Annotated in this window: 24 protein-coding genes; 7 read left to right on the top strand and 17 right to left on the bottom strand. The window is 38.7% G+C overall.

What is annotated here, in order from left to right; genetic code table 11:
- Nucleotides 1–640: 640 nt before the first annotated feature.
- The 7 genes from CXF64_RS01685 to CXF64_RS01655 all read right to left on the bottom strand — a co-directional run bounded on the left by CXF64_RS01685 (nt 641) and on the right by CXF64_RS01655 (nt 5,443).
- Nucleotides 641–910: a hypothetical protein gene (locus CXF64_RS01685; protein WP_101216131.1), complete on the bottom strand. Its 270-nt coding sequence runs from the start codon at nt 908–910 to the stop codon at nt 641–643.
- A 154-nt stretch (nt 911–1,064) separates the two neighbouring features.
- On the bottom strand, nt 1,065–1,343 hold the full coding sequence (locus CXF64_RS01680; RefSeq protein WP_002959014.1) for a peptidylprolyl isomerase: 279 nt from the start codon (nt 1,341–1,343) through the stop codon (nt 1,065–1,067).
- A 102-nt stretch (nt 1,344–1,445) separates the two neighbouring features.
- On the bottom strand, nt 1,446–1,868 hold the full coding sequence (locus CXF64_RS01675) for a thiol-disulfide oxidoreductase DCC family protein (protein WP_101216130.1): 423 nt from the start codon (nt 1,866–1,868) through the stop codon (nt 1,446–1,448).
- A 27-nt stretch (nt 1,869–1,895) separates the two neighbouring features.
- Nucleotides 1,896–2,423: a response regulator transcription factor gene (locus tag CXF64_RS01670; RefSeq protein WP_101164274.1), complete on the bottom strand. Its 528-nt coding sequence runs from the start codon at nt 2,421–2,423 to the stop codon at nt 1,896–1,898.
- The gene (locus CXF64_RS01665) at nt 2,420–3,661 is read right to left on the bottom strand and encodes a sensor histidine kinase (RefSeq protein WP_198551125.1); all 1,242 of its coding nucleotides are present in this window, start codon (nt 3,659–3,661) and stop codon (nt 2,420–2,422) included. The genes CXF64_RS01670 and CXF64_RS01665 overlap by 4 nt, the downstream gene beginning before the upstream one ends.
- A 61-nt stretch (nt 3,662–3,722) precedes the next feature.
- Nucleotides 3,723–4,127 (bottom strand): nuclear transport factor 2 family protein, encoded by a 405-nt coding sequence (locus CXF64_RS01660; protein WP_101216128.1) that lies wholly within the window; start codon nt 4,125–4,127, stop codon nt 3,723–3,725.
- A gap of 8 nt (nt 4,128–4,135) precedes the next feature.
- Nucleotides 4,136–5,443, bottom strand: a complete 1,308-nt coding sequence (locus CXF64_RS01655) for a metal-dependent hydrolase family protein (protein WP_101216127.1) — start codon at nt 5,441–5,443, stop codon at nt 4,136–4,138.
- Between the two features lie 153 nt (nt 5,444–5,596).
- Between CXF64_RS01655 and CXF64_RS01650 the strand changes: the two genes are divergently transcribed.
- Both CXF64_RS01650 and gloA2 read left to right on the top strand, forming a co-directional pair.
- Nucleotides 5,597–6,676 (top strand): ketoacyl-ACP synthase III, encoded by a 1,080-nt coding sequence (locus CXF64_RS01650; protein ID WP_101216126.1) that lies wholly within the window; start codon nt 5,597–5,599, stop codon nt 6,674–6,676.
- Nucleotides 6,677–6,747: 71 nt separating this feature from the next.
- Nucleotides 6,748–7,134: an SMU1112c/YaeR family gloxylase I-like metalloprotein gene (gene gloA2, locus CXF64_RS01645; RefSeq protein WP_101216125.1), complete on the top strand. Its 387-nt coding sequence runs from the start codon at nt 6,748–6,750 to the stop codon at nt 7,132–7,134.
- Between the two features lie 38 nt (nt 7,135–7,172).
- On the opposite strand, the gene CXF64_RS01640 is transcribed toward gloA2, so the two are convergent.
- Entirely contained in the window at nt 7,173–8,537 is a 1,365-nt protein-coding gene (locus CXF64_RS01640; protein WP_101216124.1) for a leucyl aminopeptidase family protein, read from the bottom strand.
- An 87-nt stretch (nt 8,538–8,624) separates the two neighbouring features.
- Complete coding sequence (locus tag CXF64_RS01635) at nt 8,625–9,047, bottom strand: hypothetical protein (RefSeq protein ID WP_101216135.1); 423 nt, start codon at nt 9,045–9,047, stop codon at nt 8,625–8,627.
- 112 nt (nt 9,048–9,159) lie between these two features.
- Here CXF64_RS01635 and CXF64_RS01630 point away from each other — a divergent pair, with 112 nt between their 5' ends.
- The 3 genes from CXF64_RS01630 to CXF64_RS01620 all read left to right on the top strand — a co-directional run bounded on the left by CXF64_RS01630 (nt 9,160) and on the right by CXF64_RS01620 (nt 13,907).
- The gene (locus CXF64_RS01630; protein ID WP_010553991.1) at nt 9,160–9,330 is read left to right on the top strand and encodes an oxidoreductase-like domain-containing protein; all 171 of its coding nucleotides are present in this window, start codon (nt 9,160–9,162) and stop codon (nt 9,328–9,330) included.
- A 310-nt stretch (nt 9,331–9,640) separates the two neighbouring features.
- Nucleotides 9,641–12,223 (top strand): TonB-dependent receptor plug domain-containing protein, encoded by a 2,583-nt coding sequence (locus tag CXF64_RS01625; protein WP_010553992.1) that lies wholly within the window; start codon nt 9,641–9,643, stop codon nt 12,221–12,223.
- A 250-nt stretch (nt 12,224–12,473) separates the two neighbouring features.
- Nucleotides 12,474–13,907 carry a tetratricopeptide repeat-containing sulfotransferase family protein gene (locus CXF64_RS01620; protein WP_101216123.1) on the top strand — a complete coding sequence of 478 codons (1,434 nt, stop codon included), beginning with the start codon at nt 12,474–12,476 and terminating at the stop codon, nt 13,905–13,907.
- 165 nt (nt 13,908–14,072) lie between these two features.
- Here CXF64_RS01620 and CXF64_RS01615 read toward each other — a convergent pair whose 3' ends face one another.
- Nucleotides 14,073–14,975 (bottom strand): alpha/beta fold hydrolase, encoded by a 903-nt coding sequence (locus tag CXF64_RS01615; RefSeq protein ID WP_101216122.1) that lies wholly within the window; start codon nt 14,973–14,975, stop codon nt 14,073–14,075.
- Nucleotides 14,976–15,103: 128 nt separating this feature from the next.
- Between CXF64_RS01615 and rlmF the strand changes: the two genes are divergently transcribed.
- Both rlmF and ltaE read left to right on the top strand, forming a co-directional pair.
- The gene (gene rlmF, locus CXF64_RS01610) at nt 15,104–16,036 is read left to right on the top strand and encodes a 23S rRNA (adenine(1618)-N(6))-methyltransferase RlmF (protein ID WP_101216121.1); all 933 of its coding nucleotides are present in this window, start codon (nt 15,104–15,106) and stop codon (nt 16,034–16,036) included.
- Nucleotides 16,037–16,076: 40 nt separating this feature from the next.
- On the top strand, nt 16,077–17,081 hold the full coding sequence (ltaE, locus tag CXF64_RS01605; RefSeq protein WP_101216120.1) for a low-specificity L-threonine aldolase: 1,005 nt from the start codon (nt 16,077–16,079) through the stop codon (nt 17,079–17,081).
- On the opposite strand, the gene CXF64_RS01600 is transcribed toward ltaE, so the two are convergent.
- From CXF64_RS01600 to CXF64_RS01570, 7 genes are all read right to left on the bottom strand, one after another.
- Nucleotides 17,055–17,648 (bottom strand): thymidine kinase, encoded by a 594-nt coding sequence (locus CXF64_RS01600; protein ID WP_010553997.1) that lies wholly within the window; start codon nt 17,646–17,648, stop codon nt 17,055–17,057. The two genes, ltaE and CXF64_RS01600, sit on opposite strands and share 27 nt — an antisense overlap.
- 82 nt (nt 17,649–17,730) lie before the next feature.
- Nucleotides 17,731–18,522, bottom strand: a complete 792-nt coding sequence (locus CXF64_RS01595; protein ID WP_101216119.1) for an amino acid ABC transporter substrate-binding protein — start codon at nt 18,520–18,522, stop codon at nt 17,731–17,733.
- 75 nt (nt 18,523–18,597) lie between these two features.
- Complete coding sequence (locus CXF64_RS01590) at nt 18,598–19,068, bottom strand: methylated-DNA--[protein]-cysteine S-methyltransferase (RefSeq protein WP_101216118.1); 471 nt, start codon at nt 19,066–19,068, stop codon at nt 18,598–18,600.
- Nucleotides 19,068–20,420, bottom strand: coding sequence for a DNA-3-methyladenine glycosylase 2 family protein (locus tag CXF64_RS01585; protein ID WP_101216117.1), 1,353 nt, complete (start codon nt 20,418–20,420; stop codon nt 19,068–19,070). Before CXF64_RS01585 ends, CXF64_RS01590 begins: the two co-directional genes overlap by 1 nt.
- A gap of 75 nt (nt 20,421–20,495) precedes the next feature.
- On the bottom strand, nt 20,496–21,107 hold the full coding sequence (locus CXF64_RS01580) for a superoxide dismutase (RefSeq protein WP_101216116.1): 612 nt from the start codon (nt 21,105–21,107) through the stop codon (nt 20,496–20,498).
- A 16-nt stretch (nt 21,108–21,123) separates the two neighbouring features.
- Nucleotides 21,124–21,630 carry a hypothetical protein gene (locus CXF64_RS01575; RefSeq protein WP_007582333.1) on the bottom strand — a complete coding sequence of 169 codons (507 nt, stop codon included), beginning with the start codon at nt 21,628–21,630 and terminating at the stop codon, nt 21,124–21,126.
- Between the two features lie 79 nt (nt 21,631–21,709).
- A complete protein-coding gene (locus tag CXF64_RS01570) occupies nt 21,710–22,192 on the bottom strand; it encodes a GNAT family N-acetyltransferase (protein WP_024608844.1) in 483 nt (160 codons plus the stop codon).
- Between the last annotated feature and the right edge of the window lies 1 nt (nt 22,193).

Genomic DNA, 22,193 nt, shown 5'->3' with positions numbered 1-22,193 from the left:
GGATTCATTAAAGCAGCTAATAAATTGCCGAGCACACTTAAAAATGATACTAAGAATAAAAATAAAAGGACAAAACCAATAATTTTTTCAATCATTTAATTACCATGTATAGATCCTTGGTTGTTTAATAGCTGCTTCAATAATTAAAATAGACTGTCACGTTATTTGGACTAACAAAACTGTGCTACTAAATTTACTTTTTAAACTTAGAGTTCATCTTTTTCCTTTCCATTTTCCCCTAAGAAATAAGGGGAGGTGTCAGTGTTATTTAGCATTTGAAAATAGCAGCAATTGCATTGGCAGAAAATAAAAAACTAATAAATACTCTAAATAACATTTTATTTAATATCCTTATTAAAAATAAACCTCAGCACCTAAAAACAAAAAGACCTGACTCTATTTATTTACTTTTTCTTGAAGCTGTAAATAAAATAAAAGTTATCACTTTTCTTATGTAAGCATAGGCCCTCTTTAGAAATAGGGTTACAAGTGTTTGTGAAGGTATTTTTATCTATATTATCCTTACTCTTGCTTGCTATAGCATAGGTAAACTTAAAGTCTTTAGTATCTTTTCTAATAACCTCTAAACCATAAATCCCATATGAGTTTCTTTTTCCAGATAAAACCCCAATTTCGCTTGCTATCTTAGTGATCTCATATAGCTCCACATCGATTTTTTTAAATCACTACTGACTAAAGGAAAGTTACTTCCTGCTATATATTCATTTGGGTTTTCTTTTAAATATTTCAATATTGCAATTAATTCTTTATGATTATTAGAAACTATTTTAGAAGCTATATTTTCACTTTCTAAAATTAAACTCTCTCTTATAGGTTCGTAATTTTCATCCGCTCCACACGACACTAATAGAAAAAAACTGAATAATATGTAAAGTCTAAAAATCAACATGACTTACCCCTCCCATTTTTTCATATTCTGCCCATATTGGAATAAATTAAGATGACACCCATCCTAATTCTTAGTTCGTCAAAGTGTAAATTTAGGATAGGTGATGAAATGGACGCTTGCTAAGACGCGTCAATTGCCAAACTGCTTAAGTAAATTAAGTACGATAAAGCACTTTAATTACATGCCAGCCAAATTTTGTTTTAACTAGGTGGGGCTCTAAAATTGCGCCTTTAAATGCAATTTTGTCAAACTGTGGGACCATTTGTCCGCGTCTAAATTCACCTAAGTCACCGCCTTTTTTACCCGATGGGCATGACGAATACTTTTTAGCTAAGGTCTGAAACTTTGCACCTTTACCTAATTGCTTAATAATATCTTCTGCAATTTCTTTGTGCTTTACCAAAATGTGAAGTGCATGTGCTGTGTTTGCCATGAAAAAAGCCTTTTATACCGTTAGCTAAAATTAAACGCGGCGATTTTAACACAACCTCATAAGCCTATCATCTACTTATGCTGCAGTGTATTAACCACTAATTTATAAATAATGTTTGGCATCATCTGGGTTGGGAAATCTGCAATACTGATATTTACCAAATAAGGTATAGCGGTTTAAAGCAACCCTATCGTATAACCAATCATTAAACCTATTTGGCAAAATACTAAATACGTTTGCTAGCTTGTATGGGTAACCTAGCTGCTTAACAACATTAAAAAAAGCATGACTTTGTGTATACGCTTTACTGTTTTCTAGGTAAACCATTGAGGCATATTCAATTGTTGAAAAACCAAAGTGTGTTAACAACAGTCCTCCTTTTGGAGATTGCACGCTGCATAATTTAAAAATGGTATTAGTGTCGTGAGCAATAATAAAGTTACACCACGCGCTGCAAAGCTTACATTGCGCATCAAATAATATAATTTTTTGATTTTGCATTAATATAGCTACATCATCGCTCATAACACTTTCCTCAAATTAAGTACTAAACTACTGCTGCACCGGCTTTTTTTGTAACTTGCGCTGCAAAGTACGTCTATGCATATTAAGTTGCCTTGCGGTAACCGACACATTGCCATTATTACTGTGTAATACTTGTTGAATATGCTCCCACTCTAAACGCTCTGGCGACATAACCGCATCATCAATAACACTCGATGCCGATGCCACAGGCTCGGTGTTAAGCGCTTTTAATAATGTTGCCATATCAACCGGCTTGGTAAGGTAGTCGTTTGCGCCTAAACGCATTGCCTCTACTGCGGTTGCTATACTTGCAAACCCGGTTAGTAAAACAATATGAGTTTGGGGGAGCAAACTACGCAGCGGCTTTATTAGTGTAAGTCCGTTATCGTCACCTAGTTTCATGTCTAATAAAACAAAGTCGGGCAATAGTTTACGCGCGGTAAGTAACGCATCACTTTGATTATGCGCCACCTCGCAGGTAAAGCCTTGTTTAGTTAAGCGCCTTGCTAGTGTGCAGGCTAAATTAATGTCGTCTTCAATTATAAGTAACTTCATGAGGCGTTATTCTCAGTGTTTATAATAGCGAGTTTAACTTTGGCAACAGCGCCGCCATCGGTATGGTTAAACAAGGTAAGTGAGCCATTTAAACGTTCAAAAGTAACATTTGATAAAAGCACAGCAATCCCCATCCCTTGATCGCTTGGCATAAGTTGCCCGCCCAGCTCTGCTAATTGCGATGATGAAAAGCCAGGGCCAAAATCGCGAATTAACAAGTAAACGTATTCACTATGTAAGTTATCTTGCTGCCAACTCAGCTCTAATTGAGCTTGACCTTGTTTTTGATTAGCGAGCGCGGCGTTTTGCAATAAATTTAAAATAGCAGGCAATAACATCGCATCACTCAATAGCGTTGCCGCAATAGGTGGCGTAATCCATTTAATTTGTTGATAAGGGTATTGCAGTAAAAGTGTATCTGTAATTTGTGTTTGCAGTTGCTTTACGGTGGTATGCTCTTGTGAGTTTTTAAGGCGTAATTGCTCTGAGAGTTTTCTAAAGTCGTTAAGTTGTGTACTGCACTGAGTAAGCGGCGCTTGCATGTGCTTAATAATAGGATTGTTTGGTTGCTCTTCTAATAGCTCTTCAAACAAGAACTGTAAGTTTGCAATTGGGGTCGCTAGTTGATGGGTGATTTGTGCAGCGGCCCCATCAAGGGTAACAAGCTGTTCATTACGTAATTGTTTTTCACGCACGTTTGCAATAATTCGCTCTCGCTCTTTAAGTGCCCTGCTCATTGCGCCAATCACTAATGCGATTACGCTGGCACTTAAAACAAAATTGACCCACATGCCAATAAAGTGACCACTCATATTCATTTGATGCATACTGTGATCGGGCATCTTAATCAGTAGCAAACTGTATGCGGCGATGGCTAATACCGCAATATAAGCTAATCCTTTTTCTCGCAGCGTAACAGCAGCTATCATTATCGGGAGCAATAACAGTGATACAAATGCATTAGTTGCACCACCGCTTAGCGATAGCAAAACCGTTAAAAATAGTACGTCGGCAGTTAGCTGCATCAACATACCCAAAGGTTTAGCACGGCTTACATTTCGATAAGCAAATAGGCTAATAAGCTGAAACACAGCCTCAACGGCAATAACAATAAGTAAAGGCAGTAATGCAATTTGATGTTCTAATAAAAAATAAACGCTAAGCACCGCAATTAATTGCACTGCAATTGCGCCACTTCGCAGCATTAATAGTCGACTAATGGTGGGGTCGGTACGCATTAACAAGAGGTAATTGCCCAATCAAATGTTTAATAAGGTTATTTTAACGGTTATATGGTTTTTAATCATCATCCATCGAAATTGAAAACGGAGCACAAGGCGTTCCTTGATGAAACACCATCTTCCATTGCCCATTAGTTTGGCGCCAAAGCGACATACGCAATGAATAATTAAATTCACTGCGAGCAGAGCGCCTATAAGCTGCTTGATAACTAAGTTGCACTACATCATCGCTCAGCATTCGGCCCTTAAAATGCTGATTATAAAACTGTGGCACAACCTCGGTAGGTAAGCGGGTAAGTACTTGGTATTTATTAAATGTAGTGCCATTGGCAGCAATTTCGATAAATTCATCATCGAGTAAAGCATCTAATGCGCGCTCAGATTGGCGAACTTCTGGGTCAAGTAACTGGCGCTCAGCGTCAATTAAATGATTAAATAACGACACTTTTATTTTGCTGCTCATAACCTTCCCTATTGTTTATAAACTTGCCCGGCTTTCATAACAAATTGCACGTTTTTAAGTACGTCGATATTTTTAAGCGGTGAGCCATTCACACTGATAATATCTGCTTGTTTACCAACACTCAAGTCGCCAATGAATGCGCTTTGCCCCAGCAGTTTAGCTGCATGTATGGTTGCTGATTTAATAGCTTGGGCTTCGCTCATACCATTGTTTACCATTAAACTAAATTCGTTAGCATTGAGCCCATGACGCGACACCCCAGAGTCTGTTCCAAAAGCTATATTAACCTTGTTTTTCAGTGCAAGTTTAAACGAAGCCTGCATCTTTGGAGTCACTTCACGCACTTTGTCGGCTATTGCCGGTGGCATATTTGGATTTGTAAACACCTCTTCACTTACCGTTGCACCCGCTAAAAGCGTCGGTACTAAATAAGCTCCCGTTTTTTTAAATAACTTTATTGCCTCTTTATCTAAATAAGAGCCATGCTCAATAGAATCTACACCGGCTTTTAAGGCCGCTTTTATACCTTGTGTACCGTGTGCATGCGCTGTAACTTTACGACCCAAGTGATGAGCAGTATCAACAATTGCAATCAGCTCTGCATCTGTAAGTTGTTGGTTAACTCCAGCAGCGGTATTACTTAGTACTCCACCCGTGGCAGTAATTTTAATTACATCAGCGCCACTTTTAATTACCTCGCGTACCGCACGGCTACAATCATCCGCGCCATTACATATACCAATCCCGCCTGTAACCGCATCTGTAATATCTTTTCGATAACCGTGCATATCTGCGTGTCCACCGGTAGGCGATATTGTATTACCCGCTGCAAAAATGCGAGGGCCGTTAATATCATTTCGGTCAATAGCACGTTTTAGCGGAAATATAACTTTGTGATCGCTACCTAAATCTCGCACTGATGTAAAACCCGCATCGAGCGTACGTTGTAAATATTTAATTGAACGCAAAGCATAATCGGCGTCATATTCTGTTGCCCAGCGGTGAGGGTTTGCTTTAGCATCTCGCTCAAACGTAACGTGAACATGCATATCAATAAGACCAGGCATTACAAATTGATTTTTAAGATTGATAATATCGGCATCAGGTAGGTTAAGTTCTGCTTTTGTGAGGTAGCCGTTTTTAATAGCTGTTATTGTATTATCTGTTATGACTAACGTTTGCTCTGTTTTTACTTTTTGATCTTCGGATGCAAGTAAACTGCCCGCATAAATAATTTTATGCTGTTGAGCAAAAGCCCCAGTTGTTATTAATGCCAGTGTTATTGCAGTGAATGTTGTTATTAGTGTTGTTTTCATACTTGCTCCTTTTTTATACTAGCATTACCTTAAATAACCTGTAATTGCGAATATTTACGACACAAAGCATGCTATAAACTAGTCTTGAAAGCCGTTTTTTGGTATAACTCCCCCATTAGTAATACATGTCAGACCACCTTAAGAGAATATACTATGCCTTACGCACATATCACTGGTTGGGGTAAATGCATTCCACCAGCAAGCATTAGCAACGATGAAATTAGTGAAATAGTTGATACCACCGACGAGTGGATAACCACGCGTACAGGCATTAAATCTCGCCGAGTGAGCCATGTAAGTACCGCCGAGCTGGCAACCGTTGCAGCTAAGCATGCTATTGCGTGCGCAGGCGTTGACCCTAAAGATATTGATTTAGTAATATTAGCCACTTGTACACCTTCTACTGTTGTAGCAAATACCGCCTCACAAGTGCAAAAAAATATTGGTGCAACCGGCGCTGCCGCAATGGATACAAACGCGGCATGTTCGGGCTTTTTATATGCATTGCAAGCTGCTACAGCACAAATTCAAGCCGGTATGATCAAAAAAGCAGTGGTGATCGCCGCTGAACGTATGACCTGGTACGTAAACTGGGCGCGTCGCGACAGCGCTGTTTTATTTGGCGATGGCGCAGGTGCAGTAATACTTGAAGCTGCCGATACGCCTGCTGGTTTACTTGGTACCAAAACCGGTTGTGACAGCGAAGACCGCGATATTTTACACATCACCAACTTTGGTAGCGATTTAAATAAGTATGAGCCAATTGGCCCTTCTGATTTATTATTTGAAGGTCGTGAAATATTTAAACGTGCTGTAAAAGGTATGAGTGAAGCCTGCGACGATGTACTTAAACAAGCCGATTTGAGCCTTGACGACATTAATGTACTCGTTCCACACCAAGCTAACTTACGTATTATTCAGGCTATTCAGCATCGCTTAAAAGTACCTGACGAAAAAGTAATGGTTAACATTGGTGAGTATGGTAATACCTCTGCTGCTACGATTGCTATTGCGTTATGTGAAGCGGTTGAGCAAGGGTTAATTAAACCGCATTCAAATATTATGTCTGCTGCATTTGGTGCAGGTCTTACGTGGGCTGCAAGTTACATAAAATGGGGCGAACGTGTAACGCCTATTAGTGTAAGTGATGCCGCTTTACCGCCATGTGATAAAACTGGTTTAGAGCTTGTAGCACCAGCTGTTAAAGCATGTAAAGAAGCCGAGCAAAGCTAACACAGCATATAATAAGCCACATATAAAACGCACTTATTTAAGTGCGTTTTTTGCTTTTTAAGGAATTAAACTTGAAACTTTTAGGTATTCATCACGCAGCTATAATTTGTAGTGACTATGCACTTTCTAAACACTTTTATAGCAATGTACTTAAACTTGATGTTATTAATGAGCACTTTAGAGCTGATCGTAATTCATATAAATTAGATTTAGCCATGCCCGATGGTAGTCAAATAGAGCTATTTTCGTTTGATGGAGCGCCCGCAAGACCCAGCTATCCCGAAGCACAAGGCTTAAGACATTTAGCTTTTAAGGTAGCGGATGTACAGATTGCAAAAACGTATTTAGAGTCGTGCGATGTAAACGTTGAGGATATTAGAGTGGATGAAATAACCGGCAAAAAGTTTACCTTTTTTGCCGATCCAGATAACTTGCCACTTGAGCTTTATGAGGTTTAAAACTCATAAGCTCAAGTTCTTACTATTGAATCAAAAACTTACTTATTAAAACGATTTTGCAAGTAGTTAAACACTGCACGAATACCTAACGCTTCACCACCCGTTGGGCGACCAGGTAAGGCACGTAAATTCCATGCCATTACATCAAAGTGTACCCACGGTGTTGTTGGTTCAACAAATTCTTTTAGATAAAGCGCTGCAGTAATAGCACCACCAAATGGTGTGCTTGCACAGTTTGCCATATCAGCTACATCGCTCTTTAAGAAGCTTTTGTACTGATCAAATAAAGGCAATTGCCAAACCGGATCGCTTACGTCCATTCCTGCATCAATAATACCATTTGCTACATCGCGCTCTGTTGAGAAAAAGCCCGGAAGCTCTGTGCCCAATGCAACACGACATGCGCCTGTAAGGGTAGCAAAATCAATAATTAGCTCAGGGTTATCGTTTTGTGCTTCGCTTAGTGCATCACATAATACTAAGCGGCCTTCTGCGTCGGTATTATCAATTTCGACCATAATACCTTTGCGTGTTTTAACAACATCGCCAGGGCGAAATGCATTTCGCGATACCGCATTTTCAACCGCTGGTACAAGTACACGTAGTCTAATTGGTAAGTTAGCTGCCATAATAAGCTGCGCTAGTGCAATTACATGCGCGGCACCGCCCATGTCTTTTTTCATGTTACGCATGCCAGAGCTTGGTTTTAAATCAAGTCCGCCTGAGTCAAAACAAACGCCCTTACCGACTAGTGTAATTAATGGAGCATCTGTCGCGCCCCATTTTAAATCAAGTAAACGCGGTTTATTTTCGCTTGCACGACCCACCATATGAATAGTCGGGTAGTTTTGCTCTAGTAATTCATCGCCAATCCATTGTGAAAATTCACCATTGTAAGTTGCAGCTAAATCTTCCATTACTTGTGATAAATGTTGCGGCATCATATCTACCGCTGGAGTATTAACTAAATCACGTGCAAGTGTAATGGCATCAGCTTGTTGGCTAATACGTTCATATAACGCTTTATCGCTAATGGCTAATTGCGCTTTTGCTGTTGGTTTTTCTTTATATTCACTAAATTCGTAACCACCAAGTACAAACCCTAAAGCAACTTGCTCTACAAAAGCGCTGTCGCCTTGAATTTGATAAGTACCAGTAGGCAGTGTGTTTGCTAAATTACCCGCAGCCCAAAAATCGTCGCTGCTTTGCATTAAACAAAATACCTGGCTTAACTCGCCTGTTTTAGCATCAGGAATTAAAGCAATGCCTTGCTTTTCAAAACCTGTATTAGTTAACCAATTTTGTATAAATGCAGGCTGCTGTGCGTGCCAGTCAGATAATTCGTTTTTAAAAATAAAAGATAAAGGAATACCAGAAGATGTATGACGTAGTAATGCACTCATTAAAAAGCTCATATAATATAAAAATGGTACTTAAGAGCATATCAATAAGCCCACCTAAAAGGTATCGCTAATTTGAAGGGGATTTAGCTACTTTTTTAAGCTACTTTTAGATTCTTGCTTTTGATTTTCTTGATCTATTTTAGCATCAAGTTCTTTAATAGATTTGCTTATATTAAACGAACTTGGCAGTACATCAACTCCCACCAAACTCCCTAATTTAACAACTAAAGGAATTGTAAGCGGGGCAAAAGGTAATACAGCAAACACACCAAGCCCTAACCCTTTTAAAATATCAACAAATTGCTCATTTGCGCGTTTTAACTCCTCTTTACTTGTTTGACCTTGAGTGTAGCGCCTATAAATAGAGAGCATTTCTTTGGTTTCTTGTTTTTCTTGCGCAAGTGCAATTTTAAGCGCCACCATAGCACGGCGAAAACGCAGCTGTTGGCGTTTTTTACTAATTTTAACTACCCGCCAAGGTGCACGGTGAATAACTTTATATAATCGCATAACTTTTATTTTCACACAGCAGCACGGGTTCACAAAGAATAATTTACTTACAACATCCTTTAACTTATCCTTTGCACCAAATTAGTATTAAATACATACAACAACACTGAATATGACAAACCAACTACCGCAAAAACCTGAAAAACCAAAATCTGATGAATGTTGTGGTGGTGGCAGTTGCTGCCCCTGCGTGTGGGATGAATATAAAGAAAAATTAGCAACTTGGCGATGCGCACAAAACATTGAAAACCCCACCAAAAAGAAACAAATAAATAACATTTAAATACTGATAACGCATTAATTTTCCTCTCAACAACCCTATTTGCACTTATTTAGTTCATTTTAGCTTTACTTTGCACCATTGTTGCATTTTTTCTTAAATTGAATCTTTTTGTTATCAAATGGTTAATTAGTAATTGCCCTTCCCGTTTTTTACCTATAGTCTGTAAATAGGACTTCACAAAAAGTAAGCTTAATTGATTAGGCTTTTGAGCTAAACCCTCAAACTTATGTGAAACAAAAAATTAAGTTAAAAATAAATGATGTGAAATTAGCATCAAAAATAAGAATTATTCTAACTGGGGAAAATTAGAATGAAATTAAAAAATAATGCGCTAAACCAAGCAATCAAATTTGCTTTAGCTACAACCACTGCAGGGTTGTTTTTTTCGGGTTCTGCTATTGCAGCAGACGAGCAACAGCAAACTAAAGTAAATAAAAACGTAGAGAAAATTGCCGTAGTAGGTACGCGCTCAGCTCCACGTTCAATCGGTGACTCACCAGTTCCAATCGATATTATTGGCGGCGAAGAATTAGAAAGATCAGGCAATACCGACATGCTTGAGCTTTTAAAAGGTGCCGTGCCATCTTTTAACGTACATCAAAATCCTATTAGTGATGCGGCCTCTCTTGTTCGTCCAGCTAACTTACGTGGTTTACCATCAGACAGCACATTGGTTCTTTTAAACGGCAAACGTCGTCATCGTGCTTCTGTAATTGCATTTTTAGGCGGTGGTATTAACGATGGCGCGCAAGGCGCAGATATTTCAGTTATTCCAAGCATTGCTATTAAACAAGTAGAAGTACTTCGTGATGGCGCAGCTGCACAATATGGTTCTGATGCAATCGCGGGTGTAATGAACTTCCAACTAAAAGACGCTTCTGAAGGTGGTAAATTAGAAATCCGCCATGGTCAATTTTATGAAGGTGATGGCGATACAACACAAGTGTCGGGTAACGTGGGTTTACCGTTTACCGACAATGGCTTTGCTAATTTAAGCTTTCAATATAAAACAGCTGATGCAACAAGCCGCTCAGTTCAACGTGCCGATGCCGCAGCACTTTCAGCTGCCGGTGTTCCTGATGTATCTTCTCTTGCACAAGTATGGGGCGCACCAGAAGTAAACGACGATATTACAATTTTTGGTAACGTAGGTTTAGAGCTAACAAACGATTCTGAATTTTACATGTTTGGTAATTACTCTGAACGTGATGTACGTGGTGGCTTTTACTACCGTAACCCGCAAACACGTTCTGGCGTTTACTCAAATGATGGTGGCGAAACACTACTTGTTGCAGATTTAACACCTGATATGAGCGCTAACTGTCCTACTATTGCAATAACAGATGGCAACGTATTAGATGATCCTGCTTATATAAATGGTGTAGCGAACAACCCAGATTGTTTTGCCTTTAACGAAACGCTTCCAGGTGGCTTTACACCTAACTTTGGCGGCAACATTACTGATACTTCTTTAACTATTGGTACTAAAGGGCGATTCACTGGTGGTTTCTTAAAAGATACTTACTATGACTTAAGCGGTACTGTGGGTTTAAATGAATCACGTTACTTCATCTATGACACGGTTAATGCTTCTTTAGGTGCAGATACGCCACGTGACTTCAGTCCGGGTAAATATGAACAGCTAGAAAAAAACTTTAACTTTGATTTATCAAAGGGTGTCGACTTTGGTTTAGCTTATGATGTAAACATTGCCGGTGGTTTTGAATGGCATGAAGAAACATTCACTATCATTTCTGGTGATGAAGAATCTTACACAGCAGGCCCTTTAACAGCACAAGGTTTTGGTATTGGCTCTAACGGCTTCCCTGGTTTTAAACCATCACAAGCAGGTGAGTTTTCTCGTCGTAACTATGCAGCGTATGTTGATGTTGAAGCACCATTTACTGAAGATTTCTTAATGGGCGTAGCGCTTCGCTTTGAAGACTACGACAGCTTTGGTACTACAACTAACTACAAAGTAATGGCTCAATACCATTTAACTGAAGATTTAAATATTCGAGGTTCTGTAAGTAGCGGTTTCCGTGCACCTACAGTTGGTCAAGCTAACGTAAGTAACGTACAAACAAGCTTAGACAGCGGTGTATTACAAGATTCAGCGCTTCTTCCACCAACAAACCCTATTGCAGTGCAATTAGGTGGTACAGAGCTTGAGCCGGAAGAATCACAAAGCTATACACTTGGTGCTGTATACACAATCGGCGAGTTATTTTTAACGCTTGATTACTACAACATTCAAGTAGATGACCGTATTAGCCAATCAGATAAAATCAACTTAAGCCAAGCAGATAAAGATACACTTACAGCCGCTGGAGTTCCTAATGTACAAGGTCTTGCTCAGGTAAGCTTTTTTACAAATGACTTTGATACAACAACTCAAGGTATCGATTTAGTTGCAAACTATACTGCTGAACTAATGGGCGGTAGCTCTACATTTAGTCTTGCTTATAACTGGAATGATACTGAAGTAACTCAATTTAGTGAGATTACAGGTGCGTTTAAAGTTAAACGCTTAGAAGAAGATTTACCTAACCATCGTGCAACGTTCACATTGTCTCAACAATGGGAATCAGTTTCTGCATTTGCTCGTGCAAACTACTACGGCGAATACCAAGGTGTTCACGTTGATTATGATGCAACAGCTAAAACAGCAGATGCTGCAGTCACTATTGATGCTGAAGTAACTTACTTCTTAAATGAATCAGTTAGCTTCTCTGTAGGCGCTCAAAACTTATTCGACCAAGATGCTGAAAAACTTGATTTTGCAGATGCAACGGGTATCCCTAATAACAACTGGGGTGGTCAGTTCTACGAAACATCTCCGTTTGGTATTAACGGTGGCTTTTACTACGCTAAAGCAACATATACTTTTTAAACTATTTTCATGAAGAACCAAAGGCGAAATGTTAAAGACATTTCGCCTTTTTAATTTTATAGTTAATAAAAATAATAATGAACAATACCAATTGCATTGAATAAGTGTTCTATTATAGCGCTCAGAAAATAGCGTAATAACAAGGCGAAAACTATGATATATAGTTGCTCTATATGAATAATTTTTAACGCAGTGAGTGCGCTATTTAATGCGATAGAATGATTATTTTTTTAATAAAATTGGTATAACTATGCTACTTAATAAAGCCAACCAACTACTGCAACAAAATAAACTCAAAGAAGCTGAGTTTCATTTTAAAACGCTATTAAATAGTAATCCCGAAAATGGTGAAGCTTTATTTGGCTTAGGCAGAATTGCCCTACGACTAGAGCGTTATGACGCTGCCGTATACTTACTCCAAAAAGCGTGTGAGCGCATGCCTCATATGCTTGAACCATTACATGCCCTTGCTGATGCATTTAACGGTGTTAATTCGCCAAACGATGCGTTAACGGTGCTCGAATACGCAAAAAAATTAGCAAGTCATAACCCAGAGCCTCATTATTACTTAGCGCAGCACTATTTAACACATGGCGAGTTAGATAAAGCTCATACAACCTTTGCTCATGCACTCAGTATTGGGGTATACCCTGTAACAGCTTATATTTTATTTGAACTTGTGCAGTTAGGCCGGTTTGATAATGAGCATAATTATGTAAGTAATTTGCACCACTTACTAACTCAAACGAGCAATTTACGTTTAAAAATGGTGTGTTACTACGCATTAGCAAACAGTTACGATGCACTTGAAAATACCGAGCAAGCATTTAATTATTTTATATTGGCGAATAAATTACAAAGAAAATTAAGTGAATTTAACACTAAAGATTTAATCCCTTTTTACGATGAAATAATAAAATACAACACCGAGGAATTTATTGCCTCTGCCGATAAAAAATTTACAGGTAATATTACGCCTGTCTTTATTATTGGTATGCCTCGTAGTGGCTCTACCCTCCTGGAGCAAATATTGGCAAGCCATAGTCAGTTTTCGAGCCTAGGAGAAAGTACGAGTATTAGTAATAACGCGGTTGCTTTTATCGAACAAAAAACGGGAGTTGCTTACCCGCAATGCTTAGCGCATTTAACGCCTGACTTAATCAAAAAAGCCCGCGAGCTGTATATCACAACATTAAAAACAGCATCGCCCATCAGACCTTTTATAATAAATAAACTGCCGAGTAATTATCAGTCGCTCGGACTAATATATATCCTATTTCCAAATGCCAAATTTATAAATTTAAGTCGTAATTTTAATGCTACTGCGTTTTCTATTTTCACTAATTACTTTGCCGAGAACGAGCCTTATTTTTGCTCACTACCTGAGTTTAAGCTTTACCATAGTGTGTATGAAAAACTGATGAGCCATTGGCACTCCTTTAAAGGTATGCCAATTTATGATGTCAGTTACGAAGATTTAGTGAGTAACCCAAAAGAGCAGCTAACGCAGTTACTTGGTTTTTTAAACTGTCATTTTGAAGAGCGTTGCTTAGCGTTTTATAAACAAAAAACACCGGTAACCACGTTGAGTAAACATGCTATTCGCCAACCTATTAATAACGCCGCAATCGCTAAGTGGGAGCGTTACAAAACACCTCTTTTAAAGTTACTTGATGAGAATTAATTAGGGCCTGTTTATCTTTCGAGGTTAAATTTGCAGTAGGCTGTTTGGTTTTTAGACAAGGCAGAGCCTATGAAGTGTGGTCATTCCCCATAAATAGGCGATAACGCAGCATAAAGACCAAACATGCGCTGCCTTTTGGGTTCAACCCTGAAAGGTCAACAGGTCCTACAGACGTGCTTTAAACCAATTAAGTAAATCTTTAAATTGATCATCACGCGCACTTGGGTTGGTAAGCATATTAATATGATCGTAATCAAAATTATGCCCGTGTTTACGACCGTAAATTCGCATTTGTTGAATGCCAGGCCCTGATTCGTCCATAAACTTTTGAATATCGATTGGTTGCGCTAATGCTTTATCTTTTACCGCAGCAATATGAAGCGTTGGCGGTAAATGCAGGTTGTTTAAAGCTTTTGCATAATCAAAATTATCATCAGAATCTATCCATGGCTTCTTTTTAGCCCATTGCATACTTTGATAATGCGACTTTTGAGTTTCGTTATCGCTTCCCCACTTATAACCTTTAGCATTTAAATAGCCGTGTTTTTTAGCAAGTAAAGGTGCCATAAAATACCAAATTAAATTGGCTTGTAATAATTTTTGAGGATGGTTATTAAATAAAGAACGCTTAGAGCCAAAATACACACACGCTTTTACATCATTAATATATTCTGGAAAACGTGCAAACGCGCTGTTCATCAATACCCCGCCCCAAGAGTGAGCGACCCAGTAGTCAGGCTTCTTGCCTTCAATCAACTCTATTTGCTTAATAAAGGCAGGGATGTCTTCTAGGATAGACTCAGTTTGTCCATATTCTGACTCGCTCGAAATAATTGGTTTACTATCACCTCGGCCACGTAAATCAGCCACATAGCATCGGTACCCATGCTCAGCCAAAAAAGGGGCAAGCCCTTTATTAGAATGGGTGTAAAAAATTTTACCGTTTTCTACAGCTCCATGCATAAAAAATACGACAGGCCCTTGCTGATTATCATCGCTGATTCGACGTAAATGAAGTGTTTGGTGAGCGTCTAAATTGATAATTATTGATTGCTGAGAAATCGCCACAGTTATTCCTTTTTATTATTTTCAACTCATCCTACCAGCAATATTAAATATACCAAAGGAAATGTCTGCACTTTACTCATCAGCATTTGTTACAATCACCACATCATATCTGTTGTTAAAATGAAGCCATGAAAGAAAATAAAGCACGTTCAAAATTACACCCTCGTAACCTACATAAAAATGGGTACGACTTCGATTTATTAACAACAGAGCACCCTGCTCTACTGCCTTTTGTTATAATCACACCTGCAGGTACTAAAAGTATTGATTTTAGTGATAACAAAGCCGTTAAAACACTCAATCAAGCCCTTTTGAAAGCACATTATAATATTGATTTTTGGGATATTCCCGAGCACAACTTATGTCCACCTATACCTGGGCGTGTTGACTACATTCATTACTTAGCCGACTTATTAAGTGATGATAACCAACAACAAATACCTTTAGGTAAGCAAATTAAAGTGCTTGATATTGGCACTGGCGCTAACTTAGTTTATCCGCTTACTGGTACAAGTGAATATAAGTGGCATTTTACAGGGACTGATATTGATGCAGCTTCGGTAAAAATAGCAAAGCAAATTGCTCAGTTTAATGGTTTAAAAATAACCCTAAAACAACAAAAAAACGCATCACATATTTTTAAAGGCGTTGTAAATCAAAAAGATTTATACCACTTAACGCTCTGCAACCCTCCGTTTCATGGAAGCGAAGAAGAGGCAAGTAAAGGCAGTGAACGTAAGTGGAAAAACCTAGGAAAAACACCCAGTAGCACACTTAACTTTGGTGGCCATAATAATGAATTATGGTGTGAAGGCGGTGAAGTACAGTTTATCTCTAACATGATTAAAGAAAGCGAAGACTTTGCAGAGCAAGTACTGTGGTTTACGTCGTTAGTCTCTAAAAAAGATAATATTGCAGCCCTTGAAGAGGTATTAAAAGCCCACCCAATAGCACAATATAAAATAGTTGATATGGCACAAGGTCAAAAAATTAGCCGCTTTATTGCATGGAGCTACTTTGATAAAGACACTCGTGAACAAATATGTAGCGAGCTGGCTTAGTACCAATTTTATTAAAAACAATAAAAAGGATAAGGCAATCATGATAGATTTTCGCTCTGATACAGTTACAAAACCAACAAAAGAAATGCGCGATATTATGCACAACGCACCGGTTGGTGACGATGTATATGGCGATGATGAAAGCGTTAACCAGCTAGAAGCTTATGCGTGTGAGCGTTTTAATTTTGAAGCCGCACTTTATTGTAGCTCAGGTACACAAGCCAACTTACTTGCAATAATGGCGCATTGTGAGCGAGGTGACGAATACATTTGTGGCCAAAATGCTCACAATTATAAGTTTGAGGGTGGCGGAGCAGCTGTTTTAGGGTCTGTGCAACCACAGCCTATTGAAAATGAAGCCGATGGTAGCATCCCCTTCAGTAAAATAGCTGCAGCAATAAAACCAGACGATTGCCATTTTGCAAACACGCGATTACTTAGCTTAGAAAATACCATAGGCGGAAAAGTGCTCCCGCTTGAGTACTTAGCCCAAGCTCGTGACTTTGTTAATACGCATAATTTAGCGCTGCACTTAGACGGCGCACGTGCTTTTAATGCCGCTGTTGAGCTAAATGTTGATATCACTGAAATCACAAAGCACTTTGACTCAATTTCTATTTGTTTATCTAAAGGTTTGGGGGCGCCCGTAGGCTCTTTATTATTAGGCTCACCAGCACTTATTAATAAAGCAAGACGATGGAGAAAAGTACTTGGTGGCGGTATGCGCCAAGCCGGAATGCTTGCAGCTGCCGGGCAGTTTGCACTTGAGCACAATGTAGAGCGCTTAAAAGACGATCATGCAAATGCACGTTATTTGGCTCAACAATTAAGTGAAATCAGTGGCTTTACTGTAGATATGAGTAACACCACTAATATGGTTTACGCAACATACACTAGCAGTATAAACATTGAAGAGATTGCTGAGGCACTTAAACAACAAGGTATACTATTTAGCCCAAGCAAGCAGCTTAGGCTAGTAACGCATTTAGATATTACGCGCGAAGATATTGATACATTTTTAAATGCTTTGTCGGCCCATATTTAACGCGGCTTTATAATGTTTGCGGCATACCGAAACGTATCGGTCATTGCCGCCAATTTCTACTTGGTTACCATCGGCTATTGCTTCACCATTTTCATCGGTACGCAGTACATGGTTTGCTTTACGTCCACAGTGGCATACAGTTTTAAGCTCAACTAACTTATCAGCCCACGCAAGCAAATATTGCGACCCTATAAATAGCTCGCCTCTAAAGTCGTTACGCAAGCCATAACACAATACCGGTATACCTAATTCATCAACCACATCGGTTAATTGCATTACTTGTTCTTTTGATAAAAATTGGCACTCGTCAACTAACACACAATGGCGTTTTTTTTCATTATTGAGTGATTGAATAAGATCAAAAACATCTTTGCTAGCATCAAATACATGCGCATCTGCTTGCAAGCCAATACGAGACGATACTTTACCCACGCCTTGTCTATCATCAATGGCAGCAGTAAGGATCACAGGTTCCATGCCACGTTCTTTATAATTAAATGCAGATTGTAATAACGTGGTTGATTTACCTGCATTCATTGCAGAGTAGTAAAAGTATAATTGAGCCATTGTGGTGCCATTTTATAAAAAGTGCGCTTATGCTACCTTAATATTAAATTAATACCAATTTACAAACGCGAATTTAATGAGGTTATTTAGGTGTTTGTAAGTATTTAATATACACAGGTGCACTTTCAAATTTTGATAGCCAATGCCATATTCCCCAACTTAGAGTGTTATTTTCTTCGTAGAATTTTTTTGAAAAAACAAGGTAACCATGGCTGGTTTCGTAAGGGGGATAAATAGGTTTGACATTATTACCCTCATACGGATAACTCGACACTTTTAAGCCATCAACTTGGCATAGATCAACGCTCGCCTGCACCACGCCCTTATCTAGCAACTCAAAAGCTTTGCTTTTAGAAAACGTATTATGAATAAAAAATGGCTCTTCTTTTAACGCGCTATTTAGTCCATAGCCATTAGGAATAGCTATCGTAAATGCTTTATTTTGAAATACTTCGCGAGTCTCCCATTCTTTATGAAATTTATAACGCCCTATAAGGCAGCTACTAAATTCACTTACTGCATAGTCATCTTGTAACTTACCTTGCTGATCAACAGGGTAAACAGCAACGTTTTCTCGTCCTTTGCGGTAACTGGCAATAACAGCATTAACTCGATTAAATTCTAAATCGCTTAAGCATCTACGCCATGGTTTTCTAACAAACTTAATCTCAACACCATCAATCGCTTTATCTAATAAACTTAAAACCTCAACTGAGGCATCAGGTTGATCAATAGGTATAGCCTTATCAACACCTAAAAATAGTGGTGCTGCGTTTTTATCTTCATAACAAAAAAGTAATTCTTTGGCCGTAACGCCATCGCAAAAAACAATACACTTCAAAACAAAAATATAAAGCAACGTTCTAATTTTCATAGTGATTTTTATTTATAAACTAAATCTACAGTGTAGTATGTAGAACTAAACATACAAAATATTCGTTAAATTAATTTACATTAATCCTTCGTGTTTCAGCAACCAAAGTTTCCTATCAAGCCCACCAGCATAGCCCGTTAACTTTGCATTTGCGCCAATAATTCGGTGGCAAGGCACTATAATACTAATCGGATTTTTACCATTCGCAGCACCTACTGCCCTCACTGCTTTTGGATTATTGAGTTGGTTTGCAATATAGCCGTATGTTTGCGACTTTCCAAAAGGTACCGTTAATAGTGCTTGCCATACGCTTTGTTGAAATACTGTACCGTTTGTATCAAGTGGTACATCAAAAGTAGTGCGTTTTTTTTCAAAGTACTCATTTAACTGCGCAGCACAAATAAGCACCGCCTTGTTAGCGACTTGCTCAAATGGCGTATGAGGGTGCTCAACTGGAGGATAAAACCCAACGTAACTCACGCCTTTATCAGTCGCTTGAATAATTATGTCGTCTATAGGGCTCGAAATTGATGTTTGAATGATCATTATAATTGCTGCCAAAGTTGAAACGTTAAGTAAGAGCGAAAAGGAGCGCTGTTAGCAGATACGAAAGGGTTTGCCGCCGCTTGAGCTTTTTTAACACCTAAGTCGCCATCAAGTAATATATCGGGCTGGCTTTGCCCTCGCAACTTTGCATAATTTACCGTCCAAGGACCAATTCCCTTTAAATTAAGCCATTCGTCTAAATCGTCATTTTCAGGATTTAGTGCACAAAACTGGGCTAAGTTGTGTAGTGCATTTTTGCGTGCTTGTGGCATTTTAAAAAATGCAAAATCACTATTAGCAACAATTTTAGCTGTAGGAAAATAAACGGCATCGCCCTCTTTTTCGCCTAATTCGTCAACTAACTTTGTTACTAAATTATGCGCCGCAGTAACACTCACTTGTTGTCCGAGTACCGCCCTTATACCGGCTTCAAAACTTGACCAAATCCCTGGAAGTCTGAGCCCTTCACACACTGTAAACGCATTGTTTATATTGGCGCTTAAATGCGTTTGAATTAAATTAATATCGGCATCTAAATCAAGCACACGGCGTATATTATTTATAACAGGTTGTAAGTACACCGTATTGTCTATATTGATAGATACACTAAAGTGGTTTTTACTCGCTATAAATTCAGCGGTAAAGCTTCCTTTATATTCCTCACTTGCAAAAGTACGTCCGTAGCTCGTTTGTGTTATCCACTCCATTGGTTTTATCAAGCGCCTTTGTAAAAAACCCTGCAAAGCAGGCCAATTATAAGGCGGCCTAAATGGCAGGGTTAAAGTGAGTGTTGACGTTGGTTTTTTATCGCCACTGCGCAGCTTCGAGGGAGCTATATTTAACTGCTGTAAAAATGCATCATTAAAGCGCCTAATGCTTTTAAAGCCTGCGGAAAACGCTATTTCAGTAAGGGGTAAATGTGTTTCTTGAATCAGCTTTTTAGCAAAGTGACATTGGTTAAATAATCGATATTGCGTAATCGACACGCCAAAATACTGCTTAAACAACTGTCTTAAATAACGACTACTTACACCTAAACGAGCTGCTAATTTTTCGCAGTCGTGCTCGTCATTTTGATCTATTAACTGTTTTGCTCTAAGTGCAGTCGTTTTTGTACCCTGCCATGCTGCGCTGCCAGGGGCACTATCGGGCCTGCAACGAATGCAGGGTCTAAAACCATCTTGCGCCGCGTTATGGGCAAACTGATAATAAGCAACGTTTTTTTCGTGAGCCGTTCGTGCAGGGCAAATAGGTCTGCAATAAATACCGGTACTTTTTACCGCTACGTAAAAAAGCCCGTCAAAACGAGGATCGCGACTCTGACGTGCTTTTTGCCAATGTGAAGTGTCCATAAACGGCTCTATAAATTAAACCTTATAGAGCCTAGCTTATACAAAAAAACTCACATTACTAGCCATATTCGGCACTCAACCAATAGCCAATAAATAACGCCTTTGTACTTCTTGCCAATTAATTACATTATAAAATGCAGCAATATATTCAGGGCGTTTGTTTTGATACTTCAAGTAATAAGCATGTTCCCATACATCGAGCCCCAAAATAGGTGTATTTCCCTGCATTAATGGGCAATCTTGATTAGCACTATTTTCTACAATCAACTTTTCATCTGGCGTTACACATAACCACGCCCAACCACTACCAAATTGGCTAATTGCCGCAGCTGTAAATTGGTCTTTAAATTTATCAAAACTGCCTAGTTGCTCATTTATAACCTGAGCCACAATACCTTCAGGTTGACCTCCTCCTTGTGGGCTCATTATTTGCCAAAATAAGCTGTGATTAAAATGCCCTCCTACATGCTCTTGTACTGCTTTTTGCAAATTACTAGGCAGGCTGTTTATTCCCTTAAGTAATTTTTCAGCATTTGCGGTTGCATATACAGTATTTGCTAAAGCAGCATTGGCTTTATTGATATACGTTTGATGATGCAATGTGTGGTGAATATGCATCGTTTTACTGTCTAAATGAGGCTCAAGCGCATCATATTCATAATCAAGTGCTGGCAATGTAAACGCCATAAATTACTCCTTTATTTTAATGTAGCAGGCTGTTTGTTGAGTCTTTAGAGCATAAGCAAAAATTCACTTGCTCTATTAGCTCAGGTAAAAAATGATAACGTCTTGCAAATGATACAAGTTCAGAGGAAGTTTTAATGTAATGATGCTTACTCACTTTTTGTATATCGTAATGAGTATGCTTAATTAATGAAGAGAGTGTTAAGTGTACTTCGCATAGCCATTTGCATGCATTTTCAGGCTGTTGCATAGCTATATAGGTATCAGCTAAATTATGTGACGCAACAACAAGTGCGGGTATACAGTGCTCAATAGCATGAATGACAGTGTTATTAATCTGAGCATATAAAAATTGCTGAAGAAGATGATCTGCAAGTGTTTTAGCTAATAAGTATTTATCGCGGGCTTCGAGAAGTGCACCTTGTTCAAATGCATAATTACCTTGCATTATATTCGACTGCCAAGGGCTTAATGCTTGATCAAGATAAAGTAAATCTGAGTGGGGTTGTTTTTGACTTGAGATCATATAATCATCTGCACGTTTATTTATGAGTGTGTATTTAACTTACACACCCACAAAACTAAATGCAAATGATTTTCATTAACTATTTAGCGAAGTCTAATAATTCCTGCCCTGTTAAGCGATATATAATCCATTCGTTTTGAGGCTTTGCACCAATGCTATTGTAAAAATCGATAGCGGGTTTATTCCAATCAAGCACTACCCATTCAAAACGACCACAGTCATTACTAATGGCCTTATTAGCTAAGTGTTTCATAATGGCTTTACCTGCACCATTGCCACGGCTATCTGGGCTTACGTATAAATCTTCAAGGTATAGGCCATTTTTACCTAACCAGGTAGAGTAATTATAAAAATATACCGCAAAACCAATTGGCTCATCACCTTCTAAACAAATTATGCTGTGCGCAGTTGCACCTTCACTAAACAGAGTATCTAAAATTGCCTGCTCGTCTGTTTTTACTGCATCAGGTTCTTTTTCATATATGGCAAGTTCGGTAATAAAGTGCAAAATTGTTTTTGCGTCACTTGGTTTTGCATCACGTATTATAACGGGTTGGCTCATT

This window comes from Pseudoalteromonas sp. GutCa3 (assembly GCF_002836155.1).
Taxonomy (GTDB): Bacteria; Pseudomonadota; Gammaproteobacteria; order Enterobacterales; family Alteromonadaceae; genus Pseudoalteromonas; species Pseudoalteromonas arctica.
This window is presented reverse-complemented; position numbering and strand designations above follow the sequence as displayed.